Consider the following 26,628-nt stretch of genomic DNA (forward strand, 5'->3'; position numbering starts at 1 on the left):
ATACGGCAGCGAACGACAAGCCGGGCGCCGCGGTCCGACTCATATGACAGGAAGTGATCAATATGAAAGTCTTCGACGGGATCGAAGAGCTGCGCGAAGCGTCGGGAACGCATCTGGGATTCAGCGATTGGATATCGATCGAGCAGCAAGAGATCGATGCGTTCGCCGAAATAACCGGCGACCGACAGTGGATTCACGTGGACGAGGAAGCGGCTGCACGCGGGCCCTTCGGCACCACCATTGCGCACGGATATCTCACCGTATCCCTGATCCCACGGCTGATGGCAGAGATCTTCTCGATCGAGGGGCTCTCGCTCGGCATCAACTATGGATTGAACAAGGTCCGATTCCCCTCCGTCGTTCCGGCGGGGAGCAAGGTCCGCGCCGGCGCAGAGATCGTATCGGTGGATCGGACCCGGCAGGGCCATTCCGCCTTGATCAGGGTGACGATCGAGCGTGCCGGGTCGGATAAGCCGGTATGTGTCGCCGACACGGTCACACTCTTCGCGTGAGGACACGGCGCACCCGATGACCAGAATTCGATCGATATCGCACGGAAGAACGGAGGGCATGTCGTGAGCGATGGGATGCACCGGGTCGAGTGTGCAGCCGCCGACCTCGCCGCCGGCAAAACCGTTGTCCTCGTCGGGTACGGAAGCCAGGGCTCTGACGGCTACCTCGTCGTCGCAGCAGAGAAGGCCACTACTCACGACGTGGCCTTCATGGTTCGTCATACGGCCGGGTTCGTCTGCGCCGCAGTCACAGACGAGATATGTGCGCGCGCCGGTCTTCCCTTGCTGTCCGGCACCTTTCCCGCCTCCGGACACGATTTCACCGTGTCGGTCGATGCCGCGTCGGGCGTAACCACGGGAATCTCCGCCGCTGACCGGGCAGCGACTGTTCGCCGGCTCGCCGACCCCGCGAGCGACCCCACCGACTTCACCCGTCCCGGCCATGTCGTTCCTGTTCTCGTTCACAGCAACGGAGTGCTCGGGCGGCGCAGAGCCGCGGAGGCGGCCGTCGACCTGTTGCGTGCCGCCGGACTGCACGAGGCCGGCGCGCTGGCGGCGCTCGTGTCGGATACCGAACCCACCGGCATAGCGGGACCGGCGCAGTCGCGCGCGTTCGCCGCGGAGCACCGGATGAATTGGGTCTCGATCGCAGATATCGTGAATTACCGGCGGAGCGCCGAACCGCTTGCTCGCCAGACATTTCGGGTGGTGCACGACACCCCGTACGGCGCCATCGAAGAAATCGGCTACCCCAGCGATACCAGCGACGTCGACCTCAGGGCCTACCGGGCCGCCGAGGTCGCGCGGATTCTCCGGCTCGCGAACGTCACCGAACGTACCGCAACGAATCGCCACCCGGCCTGACCCGCAGTACCCACTCGCACAGGAGAGGCAGCATTCCTTGAACAGGTCTCTATACGGTGGGGACCACCACGCTTTCGCTGACGCGGCTCGCAGATTCGTCGACCGTTCGATACTTCCCCGGCACGACGAGATCATCGAGCAGAAATACATACCTCGTGATGTGTGGCGAGAGGCAGGCAGGCATGGCTTCCTCGGCCTCGAGGTCCCCGAGAGCTACGGCGGTGGCGGCGCCGAGGACTTCCGGTTCAACGCGATTCTGACCGAAGAGCTCTCGCGGGTCAGCGTCGCGATGGCATCGGCCTTCGGAATCCACTCCGACATCGTTGCCCCCTATCTCGTTCACCTCACGACCGAAGAGCAGAAACGACGATGGCTCCCGGGCTTCTGCTCGGGAGAGATCGTCACGGCGATCGCGATGTCGGAACCCGCAGCCGGCTCCGACCTCGGTGGCATCACGACAACAGCGCGCGCCGAAGGATCGGACTGGATCCTCAACGGATCGAAAACGTTCATCACCAACGGATACAACGCCGACCTGGTCGTGGTCGCAGCCAAAACCGATCCGGACAAACGCGCAAAAGGTATCACGTTGCTCGCCGTCGAAGCCGGCATGCCCGGCTTCGACCGAGGCCGCAGGCTCGACAAAGTCGGTCAGCCGGAAGCGGATACCGCGGAACTGTTCTTCACCGACGTCCGCGTTCCCGCGGAAAACGTCATCGGAGAAGTCGACCGCGGGTTCATACATATGATGGAGATGCTGCCTCAGGAACGGCTCAACGCAGCGGTCAGCAACCTCGCACACGCTCGATACATCTTCGACGAAACACTCGAATACGCCGCCCAGAGGAAAGCATTCGGCGAGCGGATCGGCTCCTTCCAGTACAACAAATTCATCCTCGCGGAAATGGCGACCGAACTCGACGTGACCCAGGCATTCCTGGATTCGGCTGTCGCCGCACACACCGAGGGATCGCTGACCGATATCGACGCCGCCAAAGCGAAATGGTGGACCGCCGACGTCCAGAATCGCGTACTCGACAGGTGTGTCCAACTCCATGGCGGGTACGGGTACATGAACGAGTACCGGGTTGCCCGCGCATGGAAGGATGCCCGCGTGACTCGGATCTGGGCGGGCTCCAACGAGATCATGAAGGAGATGATCGGCCGCAGCCTCGGCTTCTGAATCCGAGCCGGGAGGAAACACACCGCATGGTTCGGTACCGCCGCGAATCCACCGGAAGACGATCACGTCCACGAAATTTCCGGTCGCCCGCTGCCCGGTCGGCGAACGGTCACCCTTGGCCCGCCTCGGCCTCGGCGGATACTTCGGCCCACTCCTGCCACCCCTTGACCCGGTCGGCGTAGAGCTGGGGGACGATCTGGAGGGGGAAGGTACCGAAGAAGATCCGGGAGGGAGGAGTGTCGGCGTCGACGACCTTCAGCAGCGCGGTGCCGACGCCCGCCGGGTCGGGGTTCGGGATGGTAGCGAAGCCGGCGTGGACCGTCTCCCGGAAGCTGTCGTAGGCCGGCAACGGTGCGGAATGGGCTGAGGACGCGTTGAACTCGGTGCCGAAGGGCCCGGGCTCGACGATAGTGACCTTGATACCGAAGGGCGCCACTTCCTGGGCCAAGGAGTCCGAAAGTCCCTCGACTGCAGCCTTGGCGGCGGTATAGCCGCCGGTGGTCGGATAGGCGGCGAGGGCGAGCAGGCTGGTCACGTTGATAATGTGGCCGCCGCCCTGAGAGCGAAGATAGGGCAGTGCTGCCTGGACGACCCAGAGTGTGCCGAACACGTTCGTCTCGAACTGGGCGCGGACATCGTCTTCGGTCAGCTCTTCGACCATGCCGAACAGGCCGTAGCCGGCGTTGTTGACGACGACGTCCAGGCGGCCGAAGTGTTCGTGGGCACGCCTGACGGAGTCGGTCACGGCGGCTTTGTCCGTGACGTCCAGTGGCAGCGGCAAAATCGCGTCGCCATGGGCGGTAACCAAGTCTGCCAGTGCGTCGGTGTCGCGGGCAGTCGCGGCGACCTTGTCGCCCCGCGTAAGCGCGGCCTCGGTGAACCGGCGGCCCAAGCCGCGGGAGGAACCAGTGATGAACCAGATCTTGCTCATGGGAAGCACTCCTCGATGGGGATACAAAGACAACAGAGGGAACTGTATACCAATATGGAACTGCGTACCACTTGTGACCCCTGTACTACACTCACCGAATGGCCGAGACATCCAGGACCGCGCGCTCCACGCTGCGGGAGCGGACACGAGCCGCGATGCGCGAAGAGGTCATCGAGATAGCGTTCCAGCTCTTCGCCGAGCAGGGCTTCGACAAGACGACGGTCGAGCAGATCGCCACTGAGGCCGGCTTGTCGCGCACCACTTTCTTCCGATACTTCGGCTCCAAGGAGGAGCTCATCCTCGGCAAGATGAGCGAGTTCGGTCCTCGGATCGTCGCTGCGCTCGCCGCCCGCCCCGCCGATGAGCGCCCCTGGGAAGCGCTACGCCGGTCCTTCGATGTGATCACCGAACCGGCGGCCGACGATCCCCGGTCCTTCGTGAACCTGATGCGGCTGCTCAATGACGCCTGCGCCCTGATGACCCGCCAATGGGAGAAAACACAGGGCTGGCACAGCCTCCTGGTGCCGGAGATCGCCCACCGACTCGGCGGCGACTCGGAATCCCCGGGCGAACTTCGCGCACACGCCCTCGTAGGCTCGGCAATGTCCTGCCTGGACGCCGCAACCGATGCCTGGACGACCGGCGGCGGAGCCACACCGTTGTCCGAACTACTCGACGAGGCGATGGGCGTCCTGGTCGAACCGGCAGTGTAGGCACAAAGCCGCACCTGCCGATACCGGGCACTGGCACCGACACGGCTTCTCGTCCAATTACCAGCGCGCCCGGGGGCTTCGAAAGTCCCGAGCCCGCTCGACTGGGTCCCCGGACAGACCGGGAGTGCCACGTACCGCGTGCACGAGTCGCCGCCGCGAGCAGCTGGGTTGTTTGCCGGGTTCAGGCGGGGGCTCGTTCGTCCGGGGGATGCCGGAACCTGGCACGCCTCGTTCCTGAGTACCACCAGGTCCGGCGGACAGAAAACAACCCTGCCCGGGCCCACGGTAAGAACCTCGGTAACCCGCCCACAACTTGACCGGATGCAACCTCCGCTTTATGCTCGAATTCATACGGAGGTCGCATCCGTTTTGATTGAGCGCAGTATCGCCGGAGGTAGGAGGGCACATGAACGCCAGTGAACAGCGGGAGCGCAAGCCCCGCGCGGACGTGCAGCGCAACCGTGCCGCCCTTCTGGAGACCGCGCAGCGTCACTTCCTCCGGCACGGGGTCGGCACCTCGCTCGAGGCGGTGGCCAAGGAGGCGGGCGTCGGACCCGGCACCCTGTACCGGCACTTCCCCACCCGGGAGGCGCTGCTGGCGGCCGTGCTGCAGACACGCTCCGAAGAGTTGGTGACCCGCCGAGCGCAGATCGAGCAGTTGGACGATGCCGGTGAGGCGTTGGAGCAGTGGCTGCGTGCGATGGAGGAATACTTCAGCGCCTTCAGCGGGCTCCCGGACCCCCTCATGACCGCAGCCCAGGCACAGGATCCGGACAATCCGCTCACGATCCCCTGCGACATATTCACCAACGCCACCGACAAGTACGTGGAAGCCGCGCAGAACGCCGGGCTCGTACGCGCGTCGGTACGTGGGTTCGACCTGTTCCTCGCAGCCTGTTCCATTGCCTGGATCAAGGGCAACGGCGCCGACGAAGACTCGCTCGACCGCCTCCGCACGCTCCTGGCGAGCGGCTACCGCAAACAGGCCGAGAAGGCGTAAATCGCTGGGCGCCCTGGTCACTCAGTCCTCATTCCCAGCGCCCGGAATCACAGTTTCATCAAGGAGAGTTCAATGAGTCGTTCCCCGAAGATCCTGCCCGCTGGAGATCGCCGTGTTGTGGCGCAGGGCGGTCTCGGCTACCTCGAGGGCGCACGCTGGCACCGTGGCGCACTGTGGTTTTCGGACATGAGCCGACGCAAGATCTGTCGCCTTGTGCCTGACGGACCGGTCGAGGATATCGCCGAGGTGCCCGGGCGGCCCTCCGGCCTGGGTTTCGATCCGGAGGGGACGCCGATGGTCGTTTCCATCGACGACGGCCGGCTCCTGCGCGTGGGCAGCAGCGGACTGGAGGAGCTCGCCGACCTGGCGCCGGTCGCGTTCCATCCCAACGATATGGCTGTGGACCGAGAGGGCCGCGCCTATATCGGTCCACAGGGCTATGTTTTCGGAACCGAGCCGATCGGTGTGGGTTTGATCATCCGCCATCCCGATGGCCGGATCGACACCGGCGGCGAGGATCTCATATTCCCCAACGGCATCGCCATCTCCGGTGACGGGCGCACCCTGGTCGTCGCGGAATCGTTCCGGGCGCCACAGGCAAGACTCACCGCGTTCACCGTGACCGACGACGGAACACTGACCGACCAGCGCGTGTTCGCCGAATTCGGGTCACCGGACACCGAGACCATCGATGGCATCGGCATCGACAGCGAGGGCGCGGTATGGGCAGCCTTCCCATGGATCGGTGAATTCCGGCGTGTCCGCGAAGGCGGCGAGGTCACCGACGTCATCCGGATCGAGCCGGACGCCGCGTATCCCGACGGCGGTACTTTCGCAGTCGATGCGGTACTCGGTGGACCGCAGATGCGCACCCTCTACCTACTCATCTCCGATACAAGCCCCGAACGCCTCGGTAACGGCTTCGATGCCACAGGCCGCATCGAAGCCATCGAGGTCGAAGTGGCAGGAATCCGGGACTGACGGCAACTCTTGCGGCGGCGCACTGTCTCCACGACAGCGTCCCCGAGTGTTTCGCACCCTCCCGGCGACTGCCATCCTGCAGGACGTGGTACAGGTGAATCGCGCCCCGCCCGCCGCCGACCGGCCCCGCGGGATGTCACACGCACCCCCAAGACATCACACACCGAACACGACCACGAAGAGCGCGCGGTCTCCCACACTGTGACCAAGCGGTCTTGCCGTGCCGCCGTATGCAAGCAGCCTGCCGGTACCCGCGCAGTGCGTCCTACACCCGGCCCTTATGACGGCTGCTTCCCTGAGGCATACCGCATTGCGCCCCGCCGCCCCCACACGCGCGGCATCCGTCCCGCGCTCCTCCTGCTGGTAGATTCCACCATTTTGACAAATCGGAGGCTTCCTCCGTATTGTCGCAAGCGAACGGAGGTTTCCTCCGTTTTTCTTTCACCTCGTTTGGAGGCGCAACTATGACAAGCCGGCAGATGGTCCTGGGCATGCAGTTCAGCGGCGGTTACGGGGCCGAGCCCGGGGCTTGGCGGCTGCCGGGCGCCAACTTGAACAGCTACACCGACATGGACCAATTCGTCCGTTATGCGCAGGCAGCCGAACGCGGCAAGATTCAGCTGCTGTTCATTGCCGACACCCCGGTCCTGGACATGGACCTCACCCACCACGCACCGCGCCAGGCGATCGACCCGATGCTGCTGCTGACCGTCCTCGCGCGCCAGACCGAGCGGGTCGGCCTGGTCACCACCGCCTCCACCACTTTCAGCGAGCCCTACAACCTTGCCCGTCAGTTCAAGGCATTGGACGTGATCAGCCACGGCCGGGCCGGCTGGAACGCGGTGACCACCTCCGACCCCACTGCCGCGGCGAACTTCGGCAGCCCGGTCCCGCCGCGTGCGGAGAAGTACGAACGTGCCCACGAGGTCATCCAGATCGTGCAGGCGTTGTGGGGCAGCTGGGAGAAGGACGCCTTGCTGCTCGACGTCGAGAACAAGCGGTACGCCGACATGGAGAAGATCCAGCCGATCAACCTACGGGGCCGCCACGTCGCCGCTCGCGGCCCGCTGCCCATCCCGCCCTCCGAACAGGGTCAGCCGGTCATCTTCCAGGCGGGCGGCGGCAATTACGGCCTCGAGATCGCGGGCCGTTACGCCAGCGGCGTCTACGCCAACCCGTACAGCATCGAGGATGCCCGCGCCCAGCGCCAGGCCCTGCGGGACGCCGCCGAGCGCGCCGGACGCGACCCGGGCGAGGTCAAGATGCTCGCCGGCTTCATGCCGACCATCGCCTCCTCCCGCGCATCCGCTCTGGAGCGGCGCCGCTTCCTGGACGAGGTCGTCGATCTGGGGCAGCGCGTCCGCTACCTCGGCGCCATGCTCGGCCTCCCGCTCGGCCCCGAGCAACTCGACGAGCCACTCACCGCGCAGCAGCTGGCCGCCGCCGTGCCCAGCCCGCGCGACCCGCGATCCGTCCGCGCCCTGGAAGTCGCCCGGGAAGGCTGGACTCTGCGCGATGTGCTCGCCCACGGTGTGATCGATTACCACCCGGTGGTCGCAGGCACCGCCACCGACGTGGCCGACCACATGCAGGAGTGGTTCGAGGCCGGGGCTTGCGACGGTTTCTCGATCGCTCTCGACGGCTTCCACGACGGCTTCGACGCCTTCGTCGACCAAGTCGTCCCGATCCTGCAGAAACGCGGATTGTTCCACGAGGACTACGAAGGCTCCACCCTGCGCGAGAACCTCGGCGCCCATGAGCAATACGGCCTCGACCCGCGCCTCACCGAGCCGGCCCGGACATGACCACCCCACCGGCCGGGCCGGCGCGGACGACCCGCGGCCCCTCCCCTACCCGCCAGCGCTCCTTCTGCATGTACAAGCACGCAGGCCGCCTGACCACAGGCCGCCGCAGAACGCATCTCCCACGGCCTTCATCGGCGCCGGCAGCAAGGACACCCCCACCATGAAACGCTCATTCGACCACCTGCCCACCGTCACCCCCGGCAGCGACAAGGCGCAGCACGGCCGACCATTCGCGCCGTCCCGGGAGGACCCCCGCATGGTTCAAGCCCCGCCCGCCACCGACCATGGCACCTTCCGCAACGACGAGCCGCCCCAGAGTGCCGCCCCGGTGTCCGCATCGGCCATATCGGCCTCCCCCACCGCCAGAACTCCCACAGGGAGCGGGCTCGTCCCCGTCCTAGCCTTCAGCGGCATCGTCGTCGCCGTCATGCAGACCCTGCTCGTCCCTGTTATCGCCGACCTCCCGCGACTGCTGGACACCACGACATCCAACGCCGCCTGGGTGATCACCGCGACACTGCTGTCCAGCGCCGTCGCCACCCCGGTCATCGGGCGCCTCGGCGACCTCTACGGCAAGCGCCGCTTGGTCCTCGTCAGCCTCGGGCTGATGGTGCTGGGCTCGCTGATCTCCGGGTTCACCTCGGACCTCATGCCGATGATCGTCGGCCGCGCTGTGCAGGGCTTCGCGTTGGGCGCCATCCCGCTCGGCATCGGCATCATGCGGGACGAATTGCCGCCCGAGCGGCACGGATCGGCGATGGCGCTGATGAGCAGTTCTCTCGGTGTCGGGGGTGCGCTCGCCATACCGCTGGCCGCGCTCGTCGCCCAGAACGTCGACTGGCACTGGCTGTTCTTCGGCGCCGCCGCCCTCGGAGCGGTGGCCATGGCCGCGATCTACGCCGTCGTCCCCGAAAGCACGCAGCGCGCCCCCGGCCGCTTCGACGTGATCGGCGCGCTCGGGCTCACCCTCGGCCTCGTCGCCCTGCTGCTGCCCATCTCCAAGGGCGCCGACTGGGGCTGGGGAAGCGCCACCACGCTGGGACTCTTCGCCGCCGGCATCGTGACCTTTCTACTGTGGGGCCTCTTCGAACTGCGCATCGAGCACCCGCTGTTGAACCTGCGCGCTGCCTCGCGCCGCCAGGTCCTGCTGACCAACCTGGCCGCGATCACCGCCGGCCTCGCGTTCTTCGCGGTGACACTCGTCCTGCCGCAGCTGCTACAGCTGCCCGAGTCCACCGGGTACGGGCTGGGGATGTCGATGGTCGTCACCGGCATCTGCGCGGCTCATATGGGCCTCGCGATGATGATTGCCTCCCCACTCGCCGCCCGGATGTCGGCCGCGCGCGGGCCGAAGGTCGCGCTGATGACGGGGCTCGTACTGCTCGCTGTCGCGTATCTGGCGGGCACAGCGCTGCTGGGCGCCGTGTGGCAGATCGTGATCGTCGCCGTCCTCGCGGGCAGTGGCGTCGGCATCGCCTACGCGGCGATGCCCGCGCTCATCCTCGGCGCCGTCGACCCTTCGGAATCGGGCGCGGCCAACGGGCTGAACTCGCTGATGCGCGCCATCGGCACAGCGATGTCCAGCGCCGTCGTCGGCGTCGTCCTCGCTAGCACGGCGCAGCGCATAGGGAGCACCGAGGTACCCACGCTGGACGGCTTCCGCACCTCGTTCCTGATCGCGGCAGGGGCGGCGCTGCTGGGCCTCGCCCTCGCGGCATTCCTGCCTGGACATACGCGAGATTACGCGGGGATACGTCCGAGTTCGGGGCCGTCGTAACCGATGAACGAAAACGATGAACAACTCGAGGAGTTCTGTATGAAGATCGGCATTCTCGGTGTCGGCCATATCGGTAAGACACTCAGTCGAAAGTTGGGCGCGGCCGGACACGATGTCAAGGTGGCCAACTCGCGCGGGCCCGAAACGATCGACCCCACGGTCCTTGCCACAGGAGCACGTGCGGTGCCCGCGGCCGAGGCCGTGCAAGGTGTGGACGTCGTCATCCTCTCCATCCCACTGAACCGCATTCCCGACATCGCGCCGCTGCTCACCAATGTACCCACCGAGACGGTTGTCATCGACACCTCGAACTACTATCCGGCGCGCGATTCCGAGATCGCGGCTATCGAAGCCGGCCGGGTCGAAAGCCTCTGGGCCGCAGAACAGCTCGGCCGGTCGATCGTCAAGGCATGGAACGCCATCGGCTCCGACTCCTTCGCCCTGAAGGGCACACCTGCGGGGACCCCGGGCCGAATCGCCATCCCGGTGGCGGCCGATGACGACAGCGAACGCGCGGTCGGGATGGCGCTGGTCGAGGACACCGGATTCGATGGATTCGATGCCGGACCGCTGGCGCAATCCTGGCGCCAGCAGCCCGGGGCGCCGGCTTATTGCACGGATCTCACCCGCGACGAGATGCCGGCCGCTTTGGCGAGCGCCGAGGCAGCACGGTTGCCGAAGCGGCGTGATCTCGCAGTCGCCGCCATCGTCGAAAGGCTCGGCGACGGGACAACGAACCCCGGCTCGGAGTACGGCGTCCGCCTCAGCCGCGCGCTGTACATGTAGCTATCCGGACACGATAGAAGGGAAGAAACACGATATGAGGATTTCCGTTATCGGCGCCGGAGCCATCGGCGGCAATATCGCACGCCGGCTCAGCGAGGCCGGACACGAGGTACTGATCGCGGACGCCCGCGGGCCGGATGCCGTCGCCACCGACGTCCGCGCGGCAGGCGCTCGCGCAGTCGACCTGGAAGCCGCGACCCACGACAGCGAGGTCATCATCCTGTCGATCCCGTTCGCGAAGCAGCCCGAGCTCGCCGGCGTCCTCGCCGGGGTCTCCGGCGATACCGTCATCGTCGATACGTCGAACTACTATCCCGTCATGAACGGCCACGTCGAGGCGGTGGACAACGGGCAGGTCGAGAGCGTGTGGAGTGCCGAGCAGCTCGGCAAACCGATTGTGAAGGCGTGGAACGCCGCACTCGCGGGCACGCAACAGACCAAGGGAGTACCCGCCGGAACACCCGGCCGCATCGCCATCCCCGTTGCCGCCGATTCGGAACGAGCACGCCGGATCGCCATGCAACTCGTCGACGACACCGGCTTCGATCCCGTCGATGCCGGTGTTCTGGCCGAATCGTGGCGGCAACAGCCGGGGACGCCTGCCTACTGCACGGAACTGGATGCCGCGGAGTTGCGGCGGGCCCTGGTAGCGGCCGACAAGGACGAAGCTCCCCGCACTCGTGACCGGCTCGGGGAGCAATTCGCGAGCCTCACCGCGGCACCCTCGCTGGACGAGACCGTCGCGATCAATCGCGCCGCACACCACTGACCCCGCGACTACGGGCCGCCGACCACCTCTCTCCGGGTAGGAGATCGGCGGCCCGTGGCTGTGCTGCCATCCAGCGCGGTTATCTGGCCCGTCGACCATTGGCAACCGAGCGCTGGTCGGTCAACGGTGTGTCCGCCAGGACCTGAACGACGACGTGGTCCGCACCGGCTCGAGATGTTCGGTGAGCGCAGCGGCCCGCGTCGTCGGCAGAACCCATGCCGACCAGTGCGCGGGCCAACCGGTCCGATCCGCCGGTGACCAGGTCGGAGTCGTCGAAACCTTGGCGTAGCCACGAGTTCCGGTAGTTGGGCAGCGTCGAGTACATCGCGAGGTGGGCGTGCGCACACCAAAGTCGATCGCCGGTATCGCCGCCGATCGCCACGGCTTGTTCGGTGACGAGCCAGCGATCGGCGCCGAGGATCGAGCGGGTGGCCTGTGTCTGTTCGGGCGTCACCAGCCAGCCGCCCGATTCCGCCGCTGTCGGTATCCGGACGTGGATATTGGCGATGCCGGTGCCGACCGGCTACAGGACACACCGCCATCACGCATCACCGATCGATGAATAAAGGCAAGAAATGCAACCACCTGCCCACCGGCGGCGCACGACCAGCTCACGGAGGCAGCCGTATCCTCCACTCGCTGCAGGGTCCGCAGTCTCGGCGCGAGATCGCGTACAAACAGTTTCAGAAACGGGACTGTGGATTTAAGGGCTCCTCTCTGGTCAAGCCTCGGCCAGCAGAGAGGTACCAACTTGTTGAATTGGGGCCGGAGTTCGTGGTCTGCAGCCATGATCTTCAAGGCTGCGGTCGGGTTCGCTCGGGAAACACCTGTCACCTCCGGGGTTGACTTTCTAACGGCATGCGTCCCGGCCGTGGCCGCCGACAGGGAGTGGCTCGAGAGAGGTCTGCACCGCCCGAAGTTGGTTTGCCCTCCTCGTTGGAACCCCGCTCGTTCGTAGGTCCTCCTGGAGGTGTCATGCCGAAAACCATTCCCACCGATCAGGTCGTGATCGCTGTCGACCCGCACAAAGCATCGTGGACGGCAGTCGTTGTCGATCAACAGTGCCGGCCGCTCGGTTCTGTTCGTGTCGAGGTCAACCGCACCGGCTATCGGCAGCTGCGCCGATTCGCCCAAACCTGGCCCCACGCGATCTGGGCGATCGAAGGAGCTCGTGGGCTCGGGGCGCCCCTGGCGCAGAAGCTGGCCATCGACGGTATCGAAACCCTCGATGTTCCAGCCAAACTCGCCCACCGGGTCAGAATGCTCTCGACCGGCCACGGCCGCAAAACAGACGAAGCCGACGCCCTGTCGGTCGGCATCGCCGCACTCAACAGCACCGGACTGCAGTCCATGCGCACCGACCCGACCGCCCAGGTGCTGCGCACGCTCACCGAATACCGCGACGACCTGATCCGCACCCGCACCCAGACCGCCAACCGACTGCACCGCCTGCTGGTCCAACTGGTACCCGCGGGGCTGCCGAAACGGCTCACCGCCGAGGCCGCGGCGCAGCTGCTGCGGTCGGTGCGTCCGCGTGAACACTACGGCCGGACTCTCCGCCAGGTTGCTGTCGACCTGGTCGCCGAACTTCGCAGGCTCGATCGCCGCATCGACAACGCCACCGACTCACTCCACGCCGTCGTCACCGAATCACGCACCCAGCTCACCACCATCCATGGTGTCGGCACCGTGGTAGCCGCGAAGATCCTCGCGCACACCGGCGACATCCGCCGCTTCCGATCCGCTGCCGCGTTCGCCTCCTATGGCGGTGTCGCTCCGATCGAAGTGTCCTCCGGAGACGCTCGCCGACACCGGCTCTCCCGCGCCGGCGACCGTCAGCTCAACTACGCCCTGCATGTCATCGCGATCACCCAGATCCGACGCGATACCGTCGGACGCGCTTATTACCAGCGCAAACGTGCCGCCGGGAAAGGTCACAAGGAAGCCCTGCGATGCCTGAAACGCCAGCTCGCCGACGTCGTCTACCGGGTCATGCTCCGAGATGCCGGTACCTCTCTGCTGGCCGAGGCTTGACCAGAGAGGAGCCAACTTCTCAACCCGGACAACGGGTTCCGTCCCCACACCATCGGGCTTATGAAACGCAGCCTAGTCGACCGAAGAGTCGCTGGCTGTTCACCGCGCTGCATGACGCCACCTTCTGAGCGGAGTGGCAGGAAGCGAGGAAATGCCCCAACGACGGCGCCTCCAAAGCCAGGGGAACACCGCAATACGGCGAAGGCGATTCGCTACGCCAACCTGCCGATTTCTCAGCATCCGCTCAGATTAGCCCGAATCGAACCCCCACAAGCCCCTACCTGCAGTTTTACTTCCATCCGACTCAACGCTTCCCTCTACCCACACACATAACCGCAGGTAGAACGCGTGACACGAAAGAGTGGTTGTGTCCGGAGGGGGATACAGCGGCTATCCACAGAGATCGACCTGCGGAAACGCTGACGCATCTGGCAATCCTCTGGAAGGAAGTCACGCCGGGACTTCTCGACACCGGCTGATGTTCGCTCACATCGCTCGCGTCCGAGGACGACATGGTCCCAGCGGCCGATGTACTGTTCGTCGCAGTCGCCTGACAGGTTGATTGCCGCTCGGCTGTTTCCGAAACCTCGCCCGATATCGTCCTCGTCCAGGTAGAACGAGTGTGGTGACCTGCGTCGAAAGACGCTGTACTCGGGAGGTAGTCCGTTGGCTGAAGAGATTGAACTGACCGCAATCGATCCGTTGGACTCGGTCCTCGCATCCGCATCTGAAGTTGTTCCGCAGGCAGTCGACCCGTTGACAGAGACGCTCCCGGCCGGAGCAATGATCAGAACCTGTGGATGACCGGGGAGGATGTACCTTCCTGGATGATCTGAAAGCCAAGGATCTGATCAGTCCGGCGCGCCAACGCCGGGCGGGAAGGTACGTCCCGGATGTTCAAGGTAATCGACGGCGGCGCCAGCTCCAATGGGGACGGCGTGGCGGGCGGCGAGTCGTGTTCGCCGATCGACGAGATCGTGCGTGAGGGTGCTCGGCGGATGCTGGCCGCGGCGTTGCAGGCCGAGGTCGCCGCCTATGTCGAGCAGTTCGCCGACCAGGTCGACGAGAATGGGCGGCGGCTGGTGGTGCGCAACGGCTATCACACTGAACGGGCTGTGCTCACCGCAGCGGGTGCGGTCGAGGTGCGTGCGCCGCGGGTCAACGATAAGCGCACCGATCCGGAAACCGGTGCGCGCCTGCGCTTCTCCTCAGCGATTCTGCCCGCTTGGTGCCGGAAATCGCCGCAGATCAGCGAGGTGCTGCCGCTGCTGTACCTGCACGGCCTGTCCTCGGGCGACTTCGCTCCGGCGCTAGAGCAGTTCCTGGGCACCGGCGCGGGTCTGTCGGCCGCGTCGATCACCAGGTTGACCACGCAGTGGCAGGACGAGGCCCGCGCCTTCGGGCGCCGCGACCTGGCGGCAGTGGACTATGTGTACCTGTGGGTCGACGGCATCCACCTGAGAATCCGGCTGGAGCAGGAGAAACTGTGCCTGCTGGTGGTGATCGGGGTGCGCGCCGACGGCCGCAAGGAGCTCGTCGCGCTGACAGACGGGTTCCGCGAGTCGAGCGAGTCGTGGGCCGACCTGCTGCGCGACTGCCGCCGTCGCGGCATGCGTGCCCCGGTCCTGGCGGTCGGCGACGGCGCGATGGGGTTCTGGAAGGCGCTGCGCGAGGTCTTCCCCGAGACGAAGGAACAGCGTTGTTGGTGGCATAAGCAGGGCAATGTCCTTGCCGCGCTGCCGAAGTCGGCCCATCCCGGCGCGGTGGCGGCGATGAAGGAGATCTACAACGCCGAGGACGCCGACTCGGCCCGCCTCGCGATCACGGCGTTCGAGCGGGACTACGGCGCGAAGTTCCCGAAGGCCGTCGCCAAGATCGTCGAGGACGCCGACGTGCTGCTGGAGTTCTACAACTACCCGGCCGAGCACTGGATCCATCTGAGAACGACGAATCCGATCGAATCTACCTTCGCCACTGTGCGATTGCGGAGCAAGGTCACCAAGGGGCCGGGCTCTCGTGCGGCAGGGCTCGCCATGGTGTTCAAGCTCATTCAGGCCGCCGAGCAGCGGTGGCGCAAGGTCAACGCGCCTGGGTTGGTCGCCCTCGTCCGCGCTGGGGCAACCTTCCGCAACGGGAAACTCATCGAGCGCAACGACGAGGTGGCCGCGTGAACCCGCTACAGGCCGCCCTGGCGGGCATCACCCACGACAACCCCCGCCACCGCGACCTCGCTGTCGAATATCTCGCCGACCTCCTGGGCCGCGCCGTGCTCAACGAAGCCGACGCCGAAACAGCCGTCAGCCGCCTCGTCGCACTTCTCACCACCGAGACCGACCCCTCCGTGCAGGAAGCCGCTCTCAACGCCATCTCCGAGGCCTTCGGCCCTTATTGCTTCAGCCTGCAGCTGTTCGAGCCGTTACGCGCCCTGCTGGGCGCGATGCCGCCGACCCTGCTCGACTACGCCCTCATGATCCTCGCGTGCACCCACGATCCGGACGCCCGGCCGACAATCGAAACCTTCCTTGACCACCCCAACGCCGCCGTCCGTGCCTCTGCCGCCGAAGCCCTCACCGAACTCCCCGGACGCACCATCCCGTAAGCCGCCATCCACAACTATTGACAATTGCTCTTGCGGTTCTCCGAGATATGGTGTGCCATGGCCGGTCTCCCGGTACTATGGGCCGCAGTTGCGCCGTTGGTTATGGCAGTCCTCTACCTGCTGTTCGGGTGTTTGCGCGAATGCCAACGGCACTTCAGCACCCGGATGATCGTGCGCGAATCACCCGCCGGCACCGTGGTCCGGAGCACCGTCCGTCGTGGCAGATCGGAAACCGTGTTCGTCGTCGAGGTCGGGCATGAGCAGGCTCGACCTGCAGAGGTCACCTCCTTGACCCCGGTGCCGGAGAACTCAGCACAATGACCGGTCAACCATCCTCCGGCGAAGAGGAATTCGACGATCTGTTCCGTCGGCATGCGCCCGCAGTCTTCCGGTTCGCGCTCAAGTCTTTCCACGGTGACCGCCATCAAGCCGACGAGGTCGTCCAGCAGGTGTTCCTGGCAGTATGGCGGCAGTTCGACCGAGACTTCGCCGGATCCTCCGCCGACCGGGCCGTCCGGCTGATCATGAGAATTGCGCACCACCGCGTGATCGATGTCTGGCGACGACAACACACCGGCATGGGGCTGGGCACTTCTCTCGATGACTCGTTCCAACTGGACGAGAGAGCGGCGACGAGTGAGCCGGGGCCGGCCGAACAAGTTCTCAGTGCCGATGCGCTGAAACGTTTCTGGTATGCGCTGTCGCTGACATTGACCGCGACCGAATATCAGGTGGCTGTAATGGCGTGGGAGATAGGGTTGCGCGACGCAGACATTGCCGGAGTCCTCGGCTGCATGGTGGGGACGGTGTTCTCGCACAAGAGCCGGGCACGCAAGAAGATTCAGCAGGTAGTCGACGATGAAGATCTCCGCATGTACTTCTCGCCCCGGATGTTGCCCCCGTCGGCTGTTCCAGGGCAGGGCGCACCGGACGCGGGCAGTGGAGAGGGGATGACAGCATGAGCACAGAAGAAAATCCCGGAATTCGAGCTGTCACTGCCGGCCGCGCGTTCCAGGAGCTGGACCGCTACCTCGCCGAGACCGACGACGACTACCACTACGACGTCGAGATCGGCCTGACACAGCTCAAGCGTTCGCTGGATTTCGCGGTGCAGCCGAGCCGAGCCACACACATCGACGCCAGCATTATGGTGACCGACTGGCTGATCACCAGTGATGTCACTCCCGAACACGCGTACCGAGACAACGAATCCGACGCCATGGGGTGGCGGCTGAGCTGGATGCCCGATCGGCCACTGACCCGCGAGCAGGCACTGGCCGGGATGATGCTGGATGTGCTGGTCAGCGACCCGGAATTCATGCGCACCAAGACCGCGGAGGCGAAGGCTCACGCCGACATCCTGGGCATTCGCTTCGAGCAGGCGGTGATTTTGCTGGCGCAGCGGATTGAGGAGAGACTGCGCATCGGCATCGGCGAGGCTGATCGGACCGTTGACACGGGCGGGGGTGCCGAGCATACTGCGGTGGTTTCGCCTGAGTCCGCGACCGGGTCCGGGAGCGTTGCCAGGTAGCCTGGCGCCACCTGTGCAGGGTGCGCGCCTCGCGGGGGTGTGCAGGCCGTGAAGCTTGGCCTCAAAGTCGTCGCACAGGTCGTCGAGCTCGTGGGGTTCCAGTAGTTTCGGCGAAAAACAACACATATGGCTTGACCAGCAGCGATATCAGTTTGATGTGCCGAGACGGCAGCAGCTGAGCATCAGGTCCGTGGCGGGGCGGAGCTGGGTAGGACGGACCTCACCGGCGCAGACCCGAGCGAGGCGGAACTCACCGAAGTCATCTACGACGAGAGCACACAATGGCCGGAGGGGTTCGTCCCCCACCGTATGCATAACACCCTTGAGCGCGGCATCCCGTATGTGAGCCGCCGTAACTATCGGCAACGACAGCAAGGCGAACTTCGGTGACCGTGTGGTCGCTACACTCAGGCCAACCCCAGCAGCGATACGAATCCCTGACAGTTTTGTCTGACCGCCGAAAGCGACAGGTATGTGACCCTTACCGGTCCTCGGCGCTCACAGAGACCACAGGGGGGAGAGACCGGCTGGCTGCCGCGCCTGCACCTAGTGAGGCCAACATGTCGCGCCAGTGCGACCGCCAGACTGCACGGGTGGCGTCATCGGACAGGGCTGTATCGACCTTGACTTTCTCTTGGCCCTTCTCCTTGAAGGGCCAAGGAGGTTCGTCGCCAGCGGCTAAGCAGATGCGGGCGAGAATGGCCCGCCGCACAATGTCTCGTAGCCGGTCGACGGCGTAGCCCAGCTGGATGAGTTCGTTCTCCTCCCCCGCTACGCTCGCCACGCACTCCATTGCCTTCAGATCCTTGCGCAGCGTTCTAAGTGGTGCCTCGCCGCCGTGGACGATGGTCGATCTGAAACCGTACAGCCGCTTGAGGTCCTCGAACAGGGATGGCGCCGGGTCGTCTTCGTGTGCCAACAGAGCGGTCACTCGGGTGCACAGCCGCAAGGTCAATCCCTCGCCTTCATTGGTGCCCAGTATGACCCCCTCCAGTGCCGTCGCGAGGTCCACCAGCTGCTCGCTGTACGACGTCGTGTCATCGAGATTGGCGAATTTCTTGAGCGCTTCCCTGAAAGAACTCAGCCAGTGGTCCCTGCTGCCCGTCTTGGATTCGGCAGTGGCGATCAGGTTGCCGAGGGCCGCGAGTGCAGATCCCTCTGTGCCGTCGAGACGGGCGGTCCTCCGTGTCAACGGGGTGTGGGTGTTTCGAGCCAGGTGGTCAAGGTTGGCCGGCCGACCAGAGATACGGCTACTTGACCCGGATACCTGATACATGCCCAGGACGTTGGCGCCGGTCAGCAGGCAGACTCCTAACTGAAACCGGTCCAGTAGCCTCCTTAAATCACCCTCACCGTGGTAGCCGACTCCTGAGACGGACCTCCGCACAATCAGCAGCGCATGCGGGCGTCGGCCCGGTGTCGCAAGAAAGCGCTTCCAGGCATGGTCGGCGTCAGGGATCTCTTTCAGGATTCGATACGTCAAATCCCGTCGCTTGTCAGGGACGATGGTGACACCGTTGATCTCTAGCTCCCCATCTGGCACGAGGTGCGAGACATAACGTGCCAAAACCATGTCGTAGGGGCAACCGGACACGACCTCGGCGAACTGAGCAATCGAATCGGAGACTTCTTCGCTGTTCGGATCGTAGGCGTCAGCGTCGGAACATCTCTGTACGCACAGTTCCAGGAAACCGAAAACCAGAAGTGACACTGCGAACTCAGGCCCAACGAGGTCACCCTTCATGGGCAACCCCTCGGGCCCTAGAGCCATGATCGCCTCAGCGAGGCGCTCATATTCCTGGAGGTCTTGGATCGGCTGGCTCTCGAAATCAAGCCCATGCTGTAGGTGCCGATGAGAGGTTGACGTAGGGATTGCGTTTTCGGCCCGTAACCTCGCGAAAGCCGCGGCAACGAAGGACCTCACGATCGAACCGAACTCGTTCAAAAGACTCCTCTGTACAGGTGAGCTAGTTTCTAATCGTCGTTTCGGGCCGCTGGCTACCACCGTTACTGAGTTCGGGCAGGTACTTGTAAAGCGTGGTCCGGGAGACCCCAAGCAGCCGCGCGATCGAGGACACCGACTCATCCGGCCGGGTCAGCAGCGCGCGGGCCTGCCGGATCTGCTCCTCGCTCATAGCCGGTGGCCGGCCGATGCCCTGCCCGCGGGCCCGAGCGGCGGCGAGGCCTTCGTGGGTGCCGTCGACGATGAGCTCGCGGATGAACTCGGCCAGCGCGGCGAAGACGTGGAACACCGGGCGGCCGCCGGGGGTGGTGGTGTCGAGTGCTTCGTGCAGCGACCGGAACCCGATACCGCGGCGCCGCAGGTCAGCGACGATCGAGATCAGGTCCTGCAGGGAGCGGCCGAGCCGATCGAGGGAGGCGACGACGAGGCTGTCGCTGGCGCGCATGTAATCCAGGCACGCCGAAAGCTGTTCGCGCTCGGCATCCTTGCCAGACTTCTTGTCGGCGAAGGTCTTCTTGCACCCGGCCGCCTTCAGCGCTCGGGTCTGCCGATCCAGATTTTGATCGCCGGACTTCAGCGGTGATCTGTACCTTGACAAGGGGATTCGAGCCCTTACGCGTCAGATCATCTGACCCCTTATACACACGCGGTGTCACCGACCCCTCGGAGCTCCGTCCCTGGATTCGGCCAGCTGATCAGGCGAAACGTCACCCACGGTATGTTGCGCCAATCGGGGGTGTATTCCGACCTCGCCCTGGCCGACCGCGGCGATACGCTTTCCAGAGAGTCCACCTCACCAGCCGAACTGGATGGATCCGCGCTATGCCGGGATGTCCTAGAACCGATTGAGCCCAAGATCATTTTGTGAACACATCTAATCGTCCTCGCCAATTGCCGTATCACGTCCAGTGGCTCCTTACCGGCCACCACCCCAGCGCCACTTCTCACCGATCTCATCCCAGTCAGCATTCATCCTCTTATTGAGCTCGCCGTCGCCATCGGGCATGAGCTGGAATCCGTAACGCTTCCCACGGTCGCTCATGGCGCTTACCTGCATCCAAAGTGTGTTGGCGATATCGGAGTACAGCTCCGGGTCCAGCTCGGTATCGAACATGATGGTGATCTTCTTTGGCACTGCAACAACGCCTTTCGTGGTCAAGGGACGTCGCGGCAAGGATAGCGGCCGTACTCCGACTCGCCCACCGCGTCGGCTGAACTGCCCACTTCGACGCGGTCGGCCACAGGTTGATTTAGAGCAACTGCCTACGTAGAATCCCGCGTGGAGGTCACGGCGGCGGCCATTCCTGCGGCTTCACATTCTCTGGCTTTTCCACTTCGTTTGAATCCCACGCGAACTGTGGTGCGGGGGGACCCCAGCCACGAGGCGCACTGAAATCAATCAGACCAGTACCGAAGTCAGCTGTCGTGAAATCGGTCTTCGCTTCAAAATTCACTCTTCTGAACTGGGTGTCGCCGGCGAAGCTGGTCCTGTCGAACCAGGTGGGGCCGGCGAAAGTGGTCAGTCGGAGCTGGAGGAAGTCAGGCAAGCTAGTCACGTCGATCTCGGTGCTGCCAGCGCCAGCGACGGCGGCTCCAGCGAACAGCGTCCTGCCAGCGAAGGTGGCCTCGTCGAACCGGGCGGGCCCAGCGAAGGCGGCATCGTCGAACCGGGTGGTACCAGCGAAGGTGGCATCGTCGAATACCGCGTTTTCCATGTGAGCAGTCCGGAAGTCGAAGTTGTTGAGTGACCAGCTGTACTCTGCATCTGGCCGTAAGTGATCAGCGATGACACGCACGATGGTCGCGCGTACCTCACGGTCGTTCTGTCGGTACTCGACTGTTTCTTCTGTCTCACCCCGCACCCGCCCATGCTCAACGCGGGGTGCTTTGATTACGAACCTGGTCCGGCCACTGGCGCCATGTTCTGTGTCGTAGGGCAAGCGCAGGTACCCGCACAGGACGTCGATGCACTGCTGACGGCGCAACCCGTCGGATTCATCAGCCACTCTGGCCATCGCATAGACACCCGCGATCCGAACAGCGACGTCGGTCGCGCCGAGCTGAGCTGCAGCAGCGCCGAAGCGTTCCATGAACCGGCTCTGTTCCAGAGCCCGCTGTCGGCGGCAGGCGATCACTAACGCGACCACCCCGCCTACACCGACGCAACGGTCAAGGCCACTCGGGTTATGTCGATCTCGGCGGCGAGCTTGCTGGTATCGACTGGGGTGATCCACCGCAGTAGCCAATAGGCCGCGCTGGCTACAGCCGAACCGGCAACCAACGCGCACACGACCGCGGGGAGCAGCCCGATCCAGCCGATGCCATGATGGGTTGTCCTGATCCTCTTACGTACCGGTACACCGACGGCACTCATCCACCCACTCACTGCTCGATTTTGGCCGACGCCATCCGATCTCGCGACATCGCGGCCTAATTCTCGCGGCTGACCGATCGCGGCTTGCCATGGAGGCCGAGCATGCCGGATGCCGTCTCCCAGCTTTGGCTGTGAGACGTTTCCCGGCGTACGGGTACCCCCAGCAGGGCTGTCCTAGGCTCGTGGGAGTGCGCGCAGGGCGCCGACGATTTCGGCGGCAGTACCGCCGCGGTGTTCGGGTAGTTCTCCCCAGAAGACCACCGGACAGTCGTCGACCATGACGAAAGTGGTCTGTATTTCGGCTGGTTCGTCTGCCTGCACATTGCTGGCGCGCAGCCATTCGGAGATCAGCAGCTCGCGTTCGGCGGTCTTGATCTTCGTCAACCGGTATTTACACTTTCCAATTCCAGAAAGCTGATCTGGAAGACCTGCGTCCGTTCGGCGCGTGGTTTGAGACCCCGGCGCGCTGCTCAGCTCGCCTGTGCCCGAGGTGGTGGGCGGCAGATCTTCTCGCCGCATGTCACTCCATACAAAAATCCCGTCCCTTCGCCCTCCGCTGCACGGAAGGAGTCTCACGCACCATGGCCGATCTCGATGTCGACCGCACGACACCTGGTCGCCGCGCTGCGTCGGCGGTGTCCGCACGGGGCCCGCGTGCGCACACCTTCTTCTGGGCAGTTCTGATCACCGCCGCTGCGGTCAGCGTCACTGGTAACGCCACCCAAGCCGTACTCCACGACACACAGGTGCCCGCCATCGCCGCGGTCGTAGCGGTCATCCCACCGTTAGCGCTGCTCGCGGCCGTGCACGGGGTTTCGGTGCTTTCCCGTGCGCACGCCCACGCTCGCGGCACCCACCGGTTGGCCACCGCCATGACCGTGCTGATCGCGGCGGGCGCATTCTGGTTGTCGTTCACTGCACTGCGGTCGCTGGCGATCATCGCCGGGATTCCACCGGGAGAAGCTTGGCTTTGGCCCGTCATCATCGAGGGGTCCATGGGCCAGGCAACCGTCGCGCTGCTGTCTCTGGCCCGCTCCCCCACCTCTGACGACGAAGCAACCAATGCACCGGTTCCTCCCGTGCGCACTAGGAACGAGGTCGCCGCGCTCGATCATCATGGCACCACGGGCGAACGCACGGCCTGTGCGGACGAGCGGAACGACACGCGCAAACCCCTGGGACCCGCCGTGCGAACATCTGAATCCCTACTCGACACTGTGCGTACACCCCCGGAACCCGCCGTGCGTACACCCGAGTTCGTGCCGGGCACTGTGCGCACAGTGCCCGGAGAGGGCGAACGGACTCCGGAGAATCTGTCTTTGGTGGCGGAGCGAGTGTGCGCACGCGATCCGGCGGGGCGCCGCGATCCCGATCAGGTCGCACAGATTCTGACCCTCCACTACCTTGATGGCCTGAACCCGTCCCAGATCGCCCAGCGGGTGCCCCGGAGCCGCACCACGGTGAGCCGGATCCTTAGCGAAGCCCGCGACCTACATGCCGAGGGGCCTCTAGCGCCCTCGTCGGTGAGGGCGGCAATCAATCTGTCGTCCGGATCGGACACTGACCCGTGGCCGATGCCCCCACCATCACACTCGACAACCCACCGGAGAGCGGTGTTGGATTGATCTCAAGGTCTCACCCTTGGATCGGTCACCAGCAGCGCTGTCGCGTTCTCCACGCCGCGGCGTGGGAGGGAACGCCCGGATGGACGTCGATATCACCTGTCCCCAATGCCACCAACTCGACGGTGTGCAGAGCGTGCCGGCGATCTGCGCTGACGGGTCCTCCAGCAGCTACGACACCGATACCTACACCGGTGTCGGCATCGCCTCCACCGGACTCGTGCCCGTGGTCGGCACCACCACGACCGAACGCAGCCACAGCACGGCACTGGCTCGAAGCCTGGCCTGTGCGCCTGCACTTGAGCCGACCGGACGACTCACCGGTTTGGGGCTGTTACTGCTGGTACTGCCAGCCATCGTGCTCGCGATCCTGATCACCGCGATGATCTTCCCCCCGCCCAATACAGATCGGTCATCGCTGGTGCTCGGCACGATCATGTTCGTCGGAATGATCTCGCTGCCGGGACTGCTCGTCCTACGCAGTTCGTTCCAGCGTGGGCGTCACAATGCCCGGATCATGCGGGGTCGTCCCCGTGCGATGGCGGTGTGGGGCGCGGGCTGGTACTGCCATCGCTGTTATTTGGCTTTCTGGCCGTATTCGCCGCTGCCCGACATCCCAGCCCGCCGAGGCGTTGCTCCCGATCAGTTCCGTTGGCTGGTCTGGAAAGCCGGCGGGTACCTGAATCGGTAACCACATCACCGATCATTCCTTCCCAGCCACGGTTTTCGTCCTGTCGTGGCTCGGGTGTTCGGCTCCATCCGGTTCACCGCCGATATGACGTGCCGGTTCTGGGACAGGAGAAACGGGGTTCGGGTTATTCTGCTTCCGTCCTGTGCTTTGCGGTCCGGGCGGCGTAGCCGGTTGCGCTGTGGTGGGTTCGGTTGCGTTGTGGGCCAGCCCGAGAAGTCGTCGTGCTTCTTTTGGGGTGATCTCCAGGAGTTCGGCGATGTCGTCGGCGGTTTGTCTCTGTTCACGCAATGTTGCGGCGATGCCGGCCTGGGTGATGCGGTGGCGGTCGATTTCGGCTGCGGCGTCGGCTTCGACTTCGGTGATGCGGAGGCGGAGCTGCTCGATATCGGTGTCGCGTTTGGCTTCCCGGACTCTGATTGCCTGCCAGGCGTCGATGTAGCGTTTCACCGCCTCGAGGATGATCTGTTCCTGCAGCCGCGCGGCGTCGCGGCGAGCTTTGACTCGCTCCTGGGATCGTTGTATACGGTCGAGGGCTTCTGGGGAACGTCTGATTTTCGATGATCGGGGATGGTCTGCGTGCATGCGGACTCCTTGGACGCGGATACCCGTGCCATCTGATCTGTCCCGTTGCTATTTTATCCGAACGATCAGACACACGGTCGGCACTGCCATTCCGCATTCCGGCGTTCCGCCCTCTACAGCCTGGCCCGAACGGGAGGGGTGCCGGATATTCGTCCCGGTGTCTTCGCAGGTCAACATCTGTTAAGCCTCCAGCTGTACGCTGTTCATTCCTCGGGTTCGCCGCGGCCCGGTTGATCCCCGAACTCGCCGCCGTCGAATCCCACATCGCCCACCGGTTCCGCCTCGGTCTGAGCATGGCCGACACCATCGCCGCCGCCGAGCGCGGCGACGACCTGCCTGGGCAGGGAGATTTGTTTCTCTGCATGCGGGCCGGACCCCATCATTGAGCTGTAACCGGGAGTAGTCGGCCGCCAATATCTTTCGTCCGATGTGGATTTCGTCGTACTGCTGGTCCGCGGTCCGTCCCTGCGGTTCGGCCATTTGGAATCGATTGGCTTCCCACTGCACCGCCGGTGTCGCCATGCACGAGGGTAACGACCGACTCACTCGTGGGGCCGTGACGCCCGGATTCGCTCCACGGTCGCCCGAGCATCCCGGGTTACTGCCCGGCCTCCCTGCCGGATCCGGTGCGAGCGCGAGTAACCCGCTCATCCGCTGCACAGCCGACCTGCTCTGCTGAGGGCACCAGAGCCCGCCGACCATCACCGCCCTGATCACGCCTCGTGACCGCCTCGGCGTTGTTCTGCCGCGGCTCTGTCATCTGTCACCCGGAGAGGGACTGCCATGTCCACAATTTCCCACGCCGCGCATTTGGTGCAGTGGATTCACCAATGTCTTCCTCCGGTCGACGAAGACCGCCACCACCCGTGGCTGGCCGAACCCGCCACCCCCGGTGCGTTGGTCGCCTATATCGACGTGAGCGTCCGTATCCCCGGTTTCGGTGATCACGAAACACATCTCATTCTATCGGCGCCGCTTCTGGCCACCGACAACCAGCACCCTCCGCCCTCTGCTGGACGACACCCGTCTCCACCGGCCCTCACAGACACATCGACGACTACATGAAGCGGAAGCCATTCCTGTCTGACAACACTTTTCGAGCGCGGATTCCGCGTGAATTATACGCCACACGCTGTATTCGAAACCCCACGCACCACAGCGTCGCCCAGGGTCCCGCGACCACCAATAAGCGCTTCCACAGCCCGGCCGAGGGTGTCGGCATGCCTGGTCACCGGTGGGCCCGGAACCTCGTCCCACCGCTCAGTCATCCCCAGCCGCCTTGTTCCGGAAGGAAATCTGTGATGTCCATGCCTGCGTTCCGTCTCGACCCATCGGCGGTCATCTCCAGCAGCGCTGCCGCCTACGAGCTGTCACCTACCCCTGGCTATCCGATCACCGGCCGGGTCGTCGCCGTGGTCGAGGAGTACCAGGTCCGCGTTGATGACCGTGTCGAACCGCGCCCGCGGGTCCGGTTCGAGTTCTCCGACCTCACCGTCGGCGCAGTATTTCTCGGGGATCCGTGCTGCATGGTGGAGTTCCATCCGGATTTCTCCGATGCCACCGACGGGTATCGGATGGTCAGTCTCGGCGAGCCCGGCTACCTGCAACTGGTGACCGCGTCTGAGATCACCGTGGCTTCCGAACAGATCCGGCGGTGCGTCGCTGATCTGCTGGCCGCGCTGACCATCGAGTTCCTCACCGATCCGCGGGTCGCGCGGGCGCGGCGCGACGAAGCCTTCGCCCAGCTGCAGCACGCACGAACCCAGTATCTCGACCTGATCACCATTAACCAGGGTGCCCGCGAGAGGGTACAGCGCGCCCGCGCCACCCTCGCCGCCGCGACCGCGCTGCTGCGGTCGGTGCAGGCCCCGCTCGCCGGCTCCGACAAGGGCTGACGTTTTCGCCCTGCCA

27 protein-coding genes are annotated in these 26,628 nt (G+C 64.8%); 18 read left to right on the top strand and 9 right to left on the bottom strand.

Annotation, left to right across the window (positions count from 1 at the left end):
* The first annotated feature begins 62 nt into the window (after window positions 1-62).
* The 3 genes from ACQEVO_RS15435 to ACQEVO_RS15445 all read left to right on the top strand — a co-directional run bounded on the left by ACQEVO_RS15435 (window position 63) and on the right by ACQEVO_RS15445 (window position 2,559).
* Complete coding sequence (locus tag ACQEVO_RS15435) at window positions 63-512, top strand: MaoC family dehydratase (protein WP_432913525.1); 450 nt, start codon at window positions 63-65, stop codon at window positions 510-512.
* Between the two features lie 63 nt (window positions 513-575).
* Window positions 576-1,376 (top strand): 3,4-dihydroxy-2-butanone-4-phosphate synthase, encoded by an 801-nt coding sequence (locus ACQEVO_RS15440; RefSeq protein ID WP_432913527.1) that lies wholly within the window; start codon window positions 576-578, stop codon window positions 1,374-1,376.
* 37 nt (window positions 1,377-1,413) lie between these two features.
* Window positions 1,414-2,559 carry an acyl-CoA dehydrogenase family protein gene (locus ACQEVO_RS15445; RefSeq protein ID WP_432913529.1) on the top strand — a complete coding sequence of 382 codons (1,146 nt, stop codon included), beginning with the start codon at window positions 1,414-1,416 and terminating at the stop codon, window positions 2,557-2,559.
* Between the two features lie 109 nt (window positions 2,560-2,668).
* On the opposite strand, the gene ACQEVO_RS15450 is transcribed toward ACQEVO_RS15445, so the two are convergent.
* The gene (locus ACQEVO_RS15450; RefSeq protein ID WP_432913531.1) at window positions 2,669-3,490 is read right to left on the bottom strand and encodes an SDR family NAD(P)-dependent oxidoreductase; all 822 of its coding nucleotides are present in this window, start codon (window positions 3,488-3,490) and stop codon (window positions 2,669-2,671) included.
* A 98-nt stretch (window positions 3,491-3,588) separates the two neighbouring features.
* Here ACQEVO_RS15450 and ACQEVO_RS15455 point away from each other — a divergent pair, with 98 nt between their 5' ends.
* The 7 genes from ACQEVO_RS15455 (at window position 3,589) to ACQEVO_RS15485 (ending at window position 11,321) form a co-directional block, all read left to right on the top strand.
* Window positions 3,589-4,203: a TetR family transcriptional regulator gene (locus ACQEVO_RS15455; protein WP_432913533.1), complete on the top strand. Its 615-nt coding sequence runs from the start codon at window positions 3,589-3,591 to the stop codon at window positions 4,201-4,203.
* A 406-nt stretch (window positions 4,204-4,609) separates the two neighbouring features.
* Window positions 4,610-5,203 (top strand): TetR/AcrR family transcriptional regulator, encoded by a 594-nt coding sequence (locus tag ACQEVO_RS15460; RefSeq protein ID WP_432913535.1) that lies wholly within the window; start codon window positions 4,610-4,612, stop codon window positions 5,201-5,203.
* A 72-nt stretch (window positions 5,204-5,275) separates the two neighbouring features.
* Entirely contained in the window at window positions 5,276-6,184 is a 909-nt protein-coding gene (locus ACQEVO_RS15465; protein WP_432913537.1) for an SMP-30/gluconolactonase/LRE family protein, read from the top strand.
* Between the two features lie 464 nt (window positions 6,185-6,648).
* Window positions 6,649-7,989 (top strand): NtaA/DmoA family FMN-dependent monooxygenase, encoded by a 1,341-nt coding sequence (locus ACQEVO_RS15470; RefSeq protein WP_432913539.1) that lies wholly within the window; start codon window positions 6,649-6,651, stop codon window positions 7,987-7,989.
* A gap of 160 nt (window positions 7,990-8,149) precedes the next feature.
* A complete protein-coding gene (locus ACQEVO_RS15475; RefSeq protein WP_432913541.1) occupies window positions 8,150-9,766 on the top strand; it encodes an MFS transporter in 1,617 nt (538 codons plus the stop codon).
* A gap of 39 nt (window positions 9,767-9,805) precedes the next feature.
* On the top strand, window positions 9,806-10,552 hold the full coding sequence (locus ACQEVO_RS15480; RefSeq protein ID WP_432911051.1) for an NADPH-dependent F420 reductase: 747 nt from the start codon (window positions 9,806-9,808) through the stop codon (window positions 10,550-10,552).
* Between the two features lie 34 nt (window positions 10,553-10,586).
* Complete coding sequence (locus tag ACQEVO_RS15485; protein ID WP_432913543.1) at window positions 10,587-11,321, top strand: NADPH-dependent F420 reductase; 735 nt, start codon at window positions 10,587-10,589, stop codon at window positions 11,319-11,321.
* Between the two features lie 79 nt (window positions 11,322-11,400).
* On the opposite strand, the gene ACQEVO_RS15490 is transcribed toward ACQEVO_RS15485, so the two are convergent.
* Window positions 11,401-11,775, bottom strand: coding sequence for a hypothetical protein (locus ACQEVO_RS15490; RefSeq protein WP_432913545.1), 375 nt, complete (start codon window positions 11,773-11,775; stop codon window positions 11,401-11,403).
* Between the two features lie 521 nt (window positions 11,776-12,296).
* On the opposite strand from ACQEVO_RS15490, the gene ACQEVO_RS15495 reads away from it, so the two are divergent.
* From ACQEVO_RS15495 to ACQEVO_RS15515, 5 genes are all read left to right on the top strand, one after another.
* The gene (locus ACQEVO_RS15495) at window positions 12,297-13,355 is read left to right on the top strand and encodes an IS110 family transposase (RefSeq protein WP_432910213.1); all 1,059 of its coding nucleotides are present in this window, start codon (window positions 12,297-12,299) and stop codon (window positions 13,353-13,355) included.
* An 893-nt stretch (window positions 13,356-14,248) separates the two neighbouring features.
* Window positions 14,249-15,526, top strand: coding sequence for an IS256 family transposase (locus ACQEVO_RS15500; RefSeq protein WP_432913547.1), 1,278 nt, complete (start codon window positions 14,249-14,251; stop codon window positions 15,524-15,526).
* Complete coding sequence (locus ACQEVO_RS15505) at window positions 15,523-15,954, top strand: HEAT repeat domain-containing protein (protein ID WP_432913549.1); 432 nt, start codon at window positions 15,523-15,525, stop codon at window positions 15,952-15,954. The genes ACQEVO_RS15500 and ACQEVO_RS15505 overlap by 4 nt, the downstream gene beginning before the upstream one ends.
* A 317-nt stretch (window positions 15,955-16,271) precedes the next feature.
* Window positions 16,272-16,916, top strand: coding sequence for an RNA polymerase sigma factor (locus ACQEVO_RS15510; RefSeq protein ID WP_432913551.1), 645 nt, complete (start codon window positions 16,272-16,274; stop codon window positions 16,914-16,916).
* Window positions 16,913-17,485: a hypothetical protein gene (locus ACQEVO_RS15515; RefSeq protein WP_432913553.1), complete on the top strand. Its 573-nt coding sequence runs from the start codon at window positions 16,913-16,915 to the stop codon at window positions 17,483-17,485. Before ACQEVO_RS15510 ends, ACQEVO_RS15515 begins: the two co-directional genes overlap by 4 nt.
* Window positions 17,486-17,966: 481 nt before the next feature.
* Here the strand turns inward: ACQEVO_RS15515 and ACQEVO_RS15520 are convergent, their stop codons facing one another.
* From ACQEVO_RS15520 to ACQEVO_RS15540, 5 genes are all read right to left on the bottom strand, one after another.
* Entirely contained in the window at window positions 17,967-19,229 is a 1,263-nt protein-coding gene (locus ACQEVO_RS15520; protein WP_432913554.1) for a hypothetical protein, read from the bottom strand.
* A 223-nt stretch (window positions 19,230-19,452) separates the two neighbouring features.
* Window positions 19,453-20,046 carry a recombinase family protein gene (locus ACQEVO_RS15525; protein ID WP_432913556.1) on the bottom strand — a complete coding sequence of 198 codons (594 nt, stop codon included), beginning with the start codon at window positions 20,044-20,046 and terminating at the stop codon, window positions 19,453-19,455.
* A 318-nt stretch (window positions 20,047-20,364) separates the two neighbouring features.
* Window positions 20,365-20,583: a hypothetical protein gene (locus ACQEVO_RS15530; RefSeq protein WP_432913558.1), complete on the bottom strand. Its 219-nt coding sequence runs from the start codon at window positions 20,581-20,583 to the stop codon at window positions 20,365-20,367.
* A gap of 151 nt (window positions 20,584-20,734) precedes the next feature.
* Window positions 20,735-21,538, bottom strand: coding sequence for a pentapeptide repeat-containing protein (locus ACQEVO_RS15535; protein ID WP_432913560.1), 804 nt, complete (start codon window positions 21,536-21,538; stop codon window positions 20,735-20,737).
* Window positions 21,539-21,996: 458 nt separating this feature from the next.
* Window positions 21,997-22,206: a hypothetical protein gene (locus tag ACQEVO_RS15540; protein ID WP_432913562.1), complete on the bottom strand. Its 210-nt coding sequence runs from the start codon at window positions 22,204-22,206 to the stop codon at window positions 21,997-21,999.
* A gap of 197 nt (window positions 22,207-22,403) precedes the next feature.
* On the opposite strand from ACQEVO_RS15540, the gene ACQEVO_RS15545 reads away from it, so the two are divergent.
* Window positions 22,404-23,447 carry a DUF2637 domain-containing protein gene (locus ACQEVO_RS15545; protein ID WP_432913564.1) on the top strand — a complete coding sequence of 348 codons (1,044 nt, stop codon included), beginning with the start codon at window positions 22,404-22,406 and terminating at the stop codon, window positions 23,445-23,447.
* Window positions 23,448-23,526: 79 nt separating this feature from the next.
* Window positions 23,527-24,135, top strand: coding sequence for a hypothetical protein (locus tag ACQEVO_RS15550; protein WP_432913565.1), 609 nt, complete (start codon window positions 23,527-23,529; stop codon window positions 24,133-24,135).
* Between the two features lie 12 nt (window positions 24,136-24,147).
* Here the strand turns inward: ACQEVO_RS15550 and ACQEVO_RS15555 are convergent, their stop codons facing one another.
* Both ACQEVO_RS15555 and ACQEVO_RS15560 read right to left on the bottom strand, forming a co-directional pair.
* On the bottom strand, window positions 24,148-24,717 hold the full coding sequence (locus ACQEVO_RS15555; RefSeq protein ID WP_432913567.1) for a hypothetical protein: 570 nt from the start codon (window positions 24,715-24,717) through the stop codon (window positions 24,148-24,150).
* A gap of 203 nt (window positions 24,718-24,920) precedes the next feature.
* Window positions 24,921-25,100, bottom strand: coding sequence for a hypothetical protein (locus ACQEVO_RS15560; protein WP_432913569.1), 180 nt, complete (start codon window positions 25,098-25,100; stop codon window positions 24,921-24,923).
* A 918-nt stretch (window positions 25,101-26,018) separates the two neighbouring features.
* On the opposite strand from ACQEVO_RS15560, the gene ACQEVO_RS15565 reads away from it, so the two are divergent.
* Window positions 26,019-26,612 (top strand): hypothetical protein, encoded by a 594-nt coding sequence (locus ACQEVO_RS15565; protein WP_432913571.1) that lies wholly within the window; start codon window positions 26,019-26,021, stop codon window positions 26,610-26,612.
* Window positions 26,613-26,628: the final 16 nt, after the last annotated feature.

This window comes from Nocardia sp. CA-290969, from assembly GCF_050936135.1.
Lineage (GTDB): Bacteria > Actinomycetota > Actinomycetes > Mycobacteriales > Mycobacteriaceae > Nocardia.

Coding starts and splice junctions, on each gene's coding strand:
- ACQEVO_RS15535 (WP_432913560.1), bottom strand. CDS start 21,538: ATGGAACGCTTCGGCGCTGCTGCAGCTCAGCTCGGCGCGACCGACGTC.
- ACQEVO_RS15545 (WP_432913564.1), top strand. CDS start 22,404: ATGGCCGATCTCGATGTCGACCGCACGACACCTGGTCGCCGCGCTGCG.
- ACQEVO_RS15510 (WP_432913551.1), top strand. CDS start 16,272: ATGACCGGTCAACCATCCTCCGGCGAAGAGGAATTCGACGATCTGTTC.
- ACQEVO_RS15475 (WP_432913541.1), top strand. CDS start 8,150: ATGAAACGCTCATTCGACCACCTGCCCACCGTCACCCCCGGCAGCGAC.
- ACQEVO_RS15555 (WP_432913567.1), bottom strand. CDS start 24,717: ATGCACGCAGACCATCCCCGATCATCGAAAATCAGACGTTCCCCAGAA.
- ACQEVO_RS15460 (WP_432913535.1), top strand. CDS start 4,610: ATGAACGCCAGTGAACAGCGGGAGCGCAAGCCCCGCGCGGACGTGCAG.
- ACQEVO_RS15495 (WP_432910213.1), top strand. CDS start 12,297: ATGCCGAAAACCATTCCCACCGATCAGGTCGTGATCGCTGTCGACCCG.
- ACQEVO_RS15515 (WP_432913553.1), top strand. CDS start 16,913: ATGAGCACAGAAGAAAATCCCGGAATTCGAGCTGTCACTGCCGGCCGC.
- ACQEVO_RS15520 (WP_432913554.1), bottom strand. CDS start 19,229: ATGAAGGGTGACCTCGTTGGGCCTGAGTTCGCAGTGTCACTTCTGGTT.
- ACQEVO_RS15485 (WP_432913543.1), top strand. CDS start 10,587: ATGAGGATTTCCGTTATCGGCGCCGGAGCCATCGGCGGCAATATCGCA.
- ACQEVO_RS15565 (WP_432913571.1), top strand. CDS start 26,019: ATGTCCATGCCTGCGTTCCGTCTCGACCCATCGGCGGTCATCTCCAGC.
- ACQEVO_RS15550 (WP_432913565.1), top strand. CDS start 23,527: ATGGACGTCGATATCACCTGTCCCCAATGCCACCAACTCGACGGTGTG.
- ACQEVO_RS15435 (WP_432913525.1), top strand. CDS start 63: ATGAAAGTCTTCGACGGGATCGAAGAGCTGCGCGAAGCGTCGGGAACG.
- ACQEVO_RS15470 (WP_432913539.1), top strand. CDS start 6,649: ATGACAAGCCGGCAGATGGTCCTGGGCATGCAGTTCAGCGGCGGTTAC.
- ACQEVO_RS15455 (WP_432913533.1), top strand. CDS start 3,589: ATGGCCGAGACATCCAGGACCGCGCGCTCCACGCTGCGGGAGCGGACA.
- ACQEVO_RS15465 (WP_432913537.1), top strand. CDS start 5,276: ATGAGTCGTTCCCCGAAGATCCTGCCCGCTGGAGATCGCCGTGTTGTG.
- ACQEVO_RS15560 (WP_432913569.1), bottom strand. CDS start 25,100: ATGATGGGGTCCGGCCCGCATGCAGAGAAACAAATCTCCCTGCCCAGG.
- ACQEVO_RS15450 (WP_432913531.1), bottom strand. CDS start 3,490: ATGAGCAAGATCTGGTTCATCACTGGTTCCTCCCGCGGCTTGGGCCGC.
- ACQEVO_RS15480 (WP_432911051.1), top strand. CDS start 9,806: ATGAAGATCGGCATTCTCGGTGTCGGCCATATCGGTAAGACACTCAGT.
- ACQEVO_RS15500 (WP_432913547.1), top strand. CDS start 14,249: ATGTTCAAGGTAATCGACGGCGGCGCCAGCTCCAATGGGGACGGCGTG.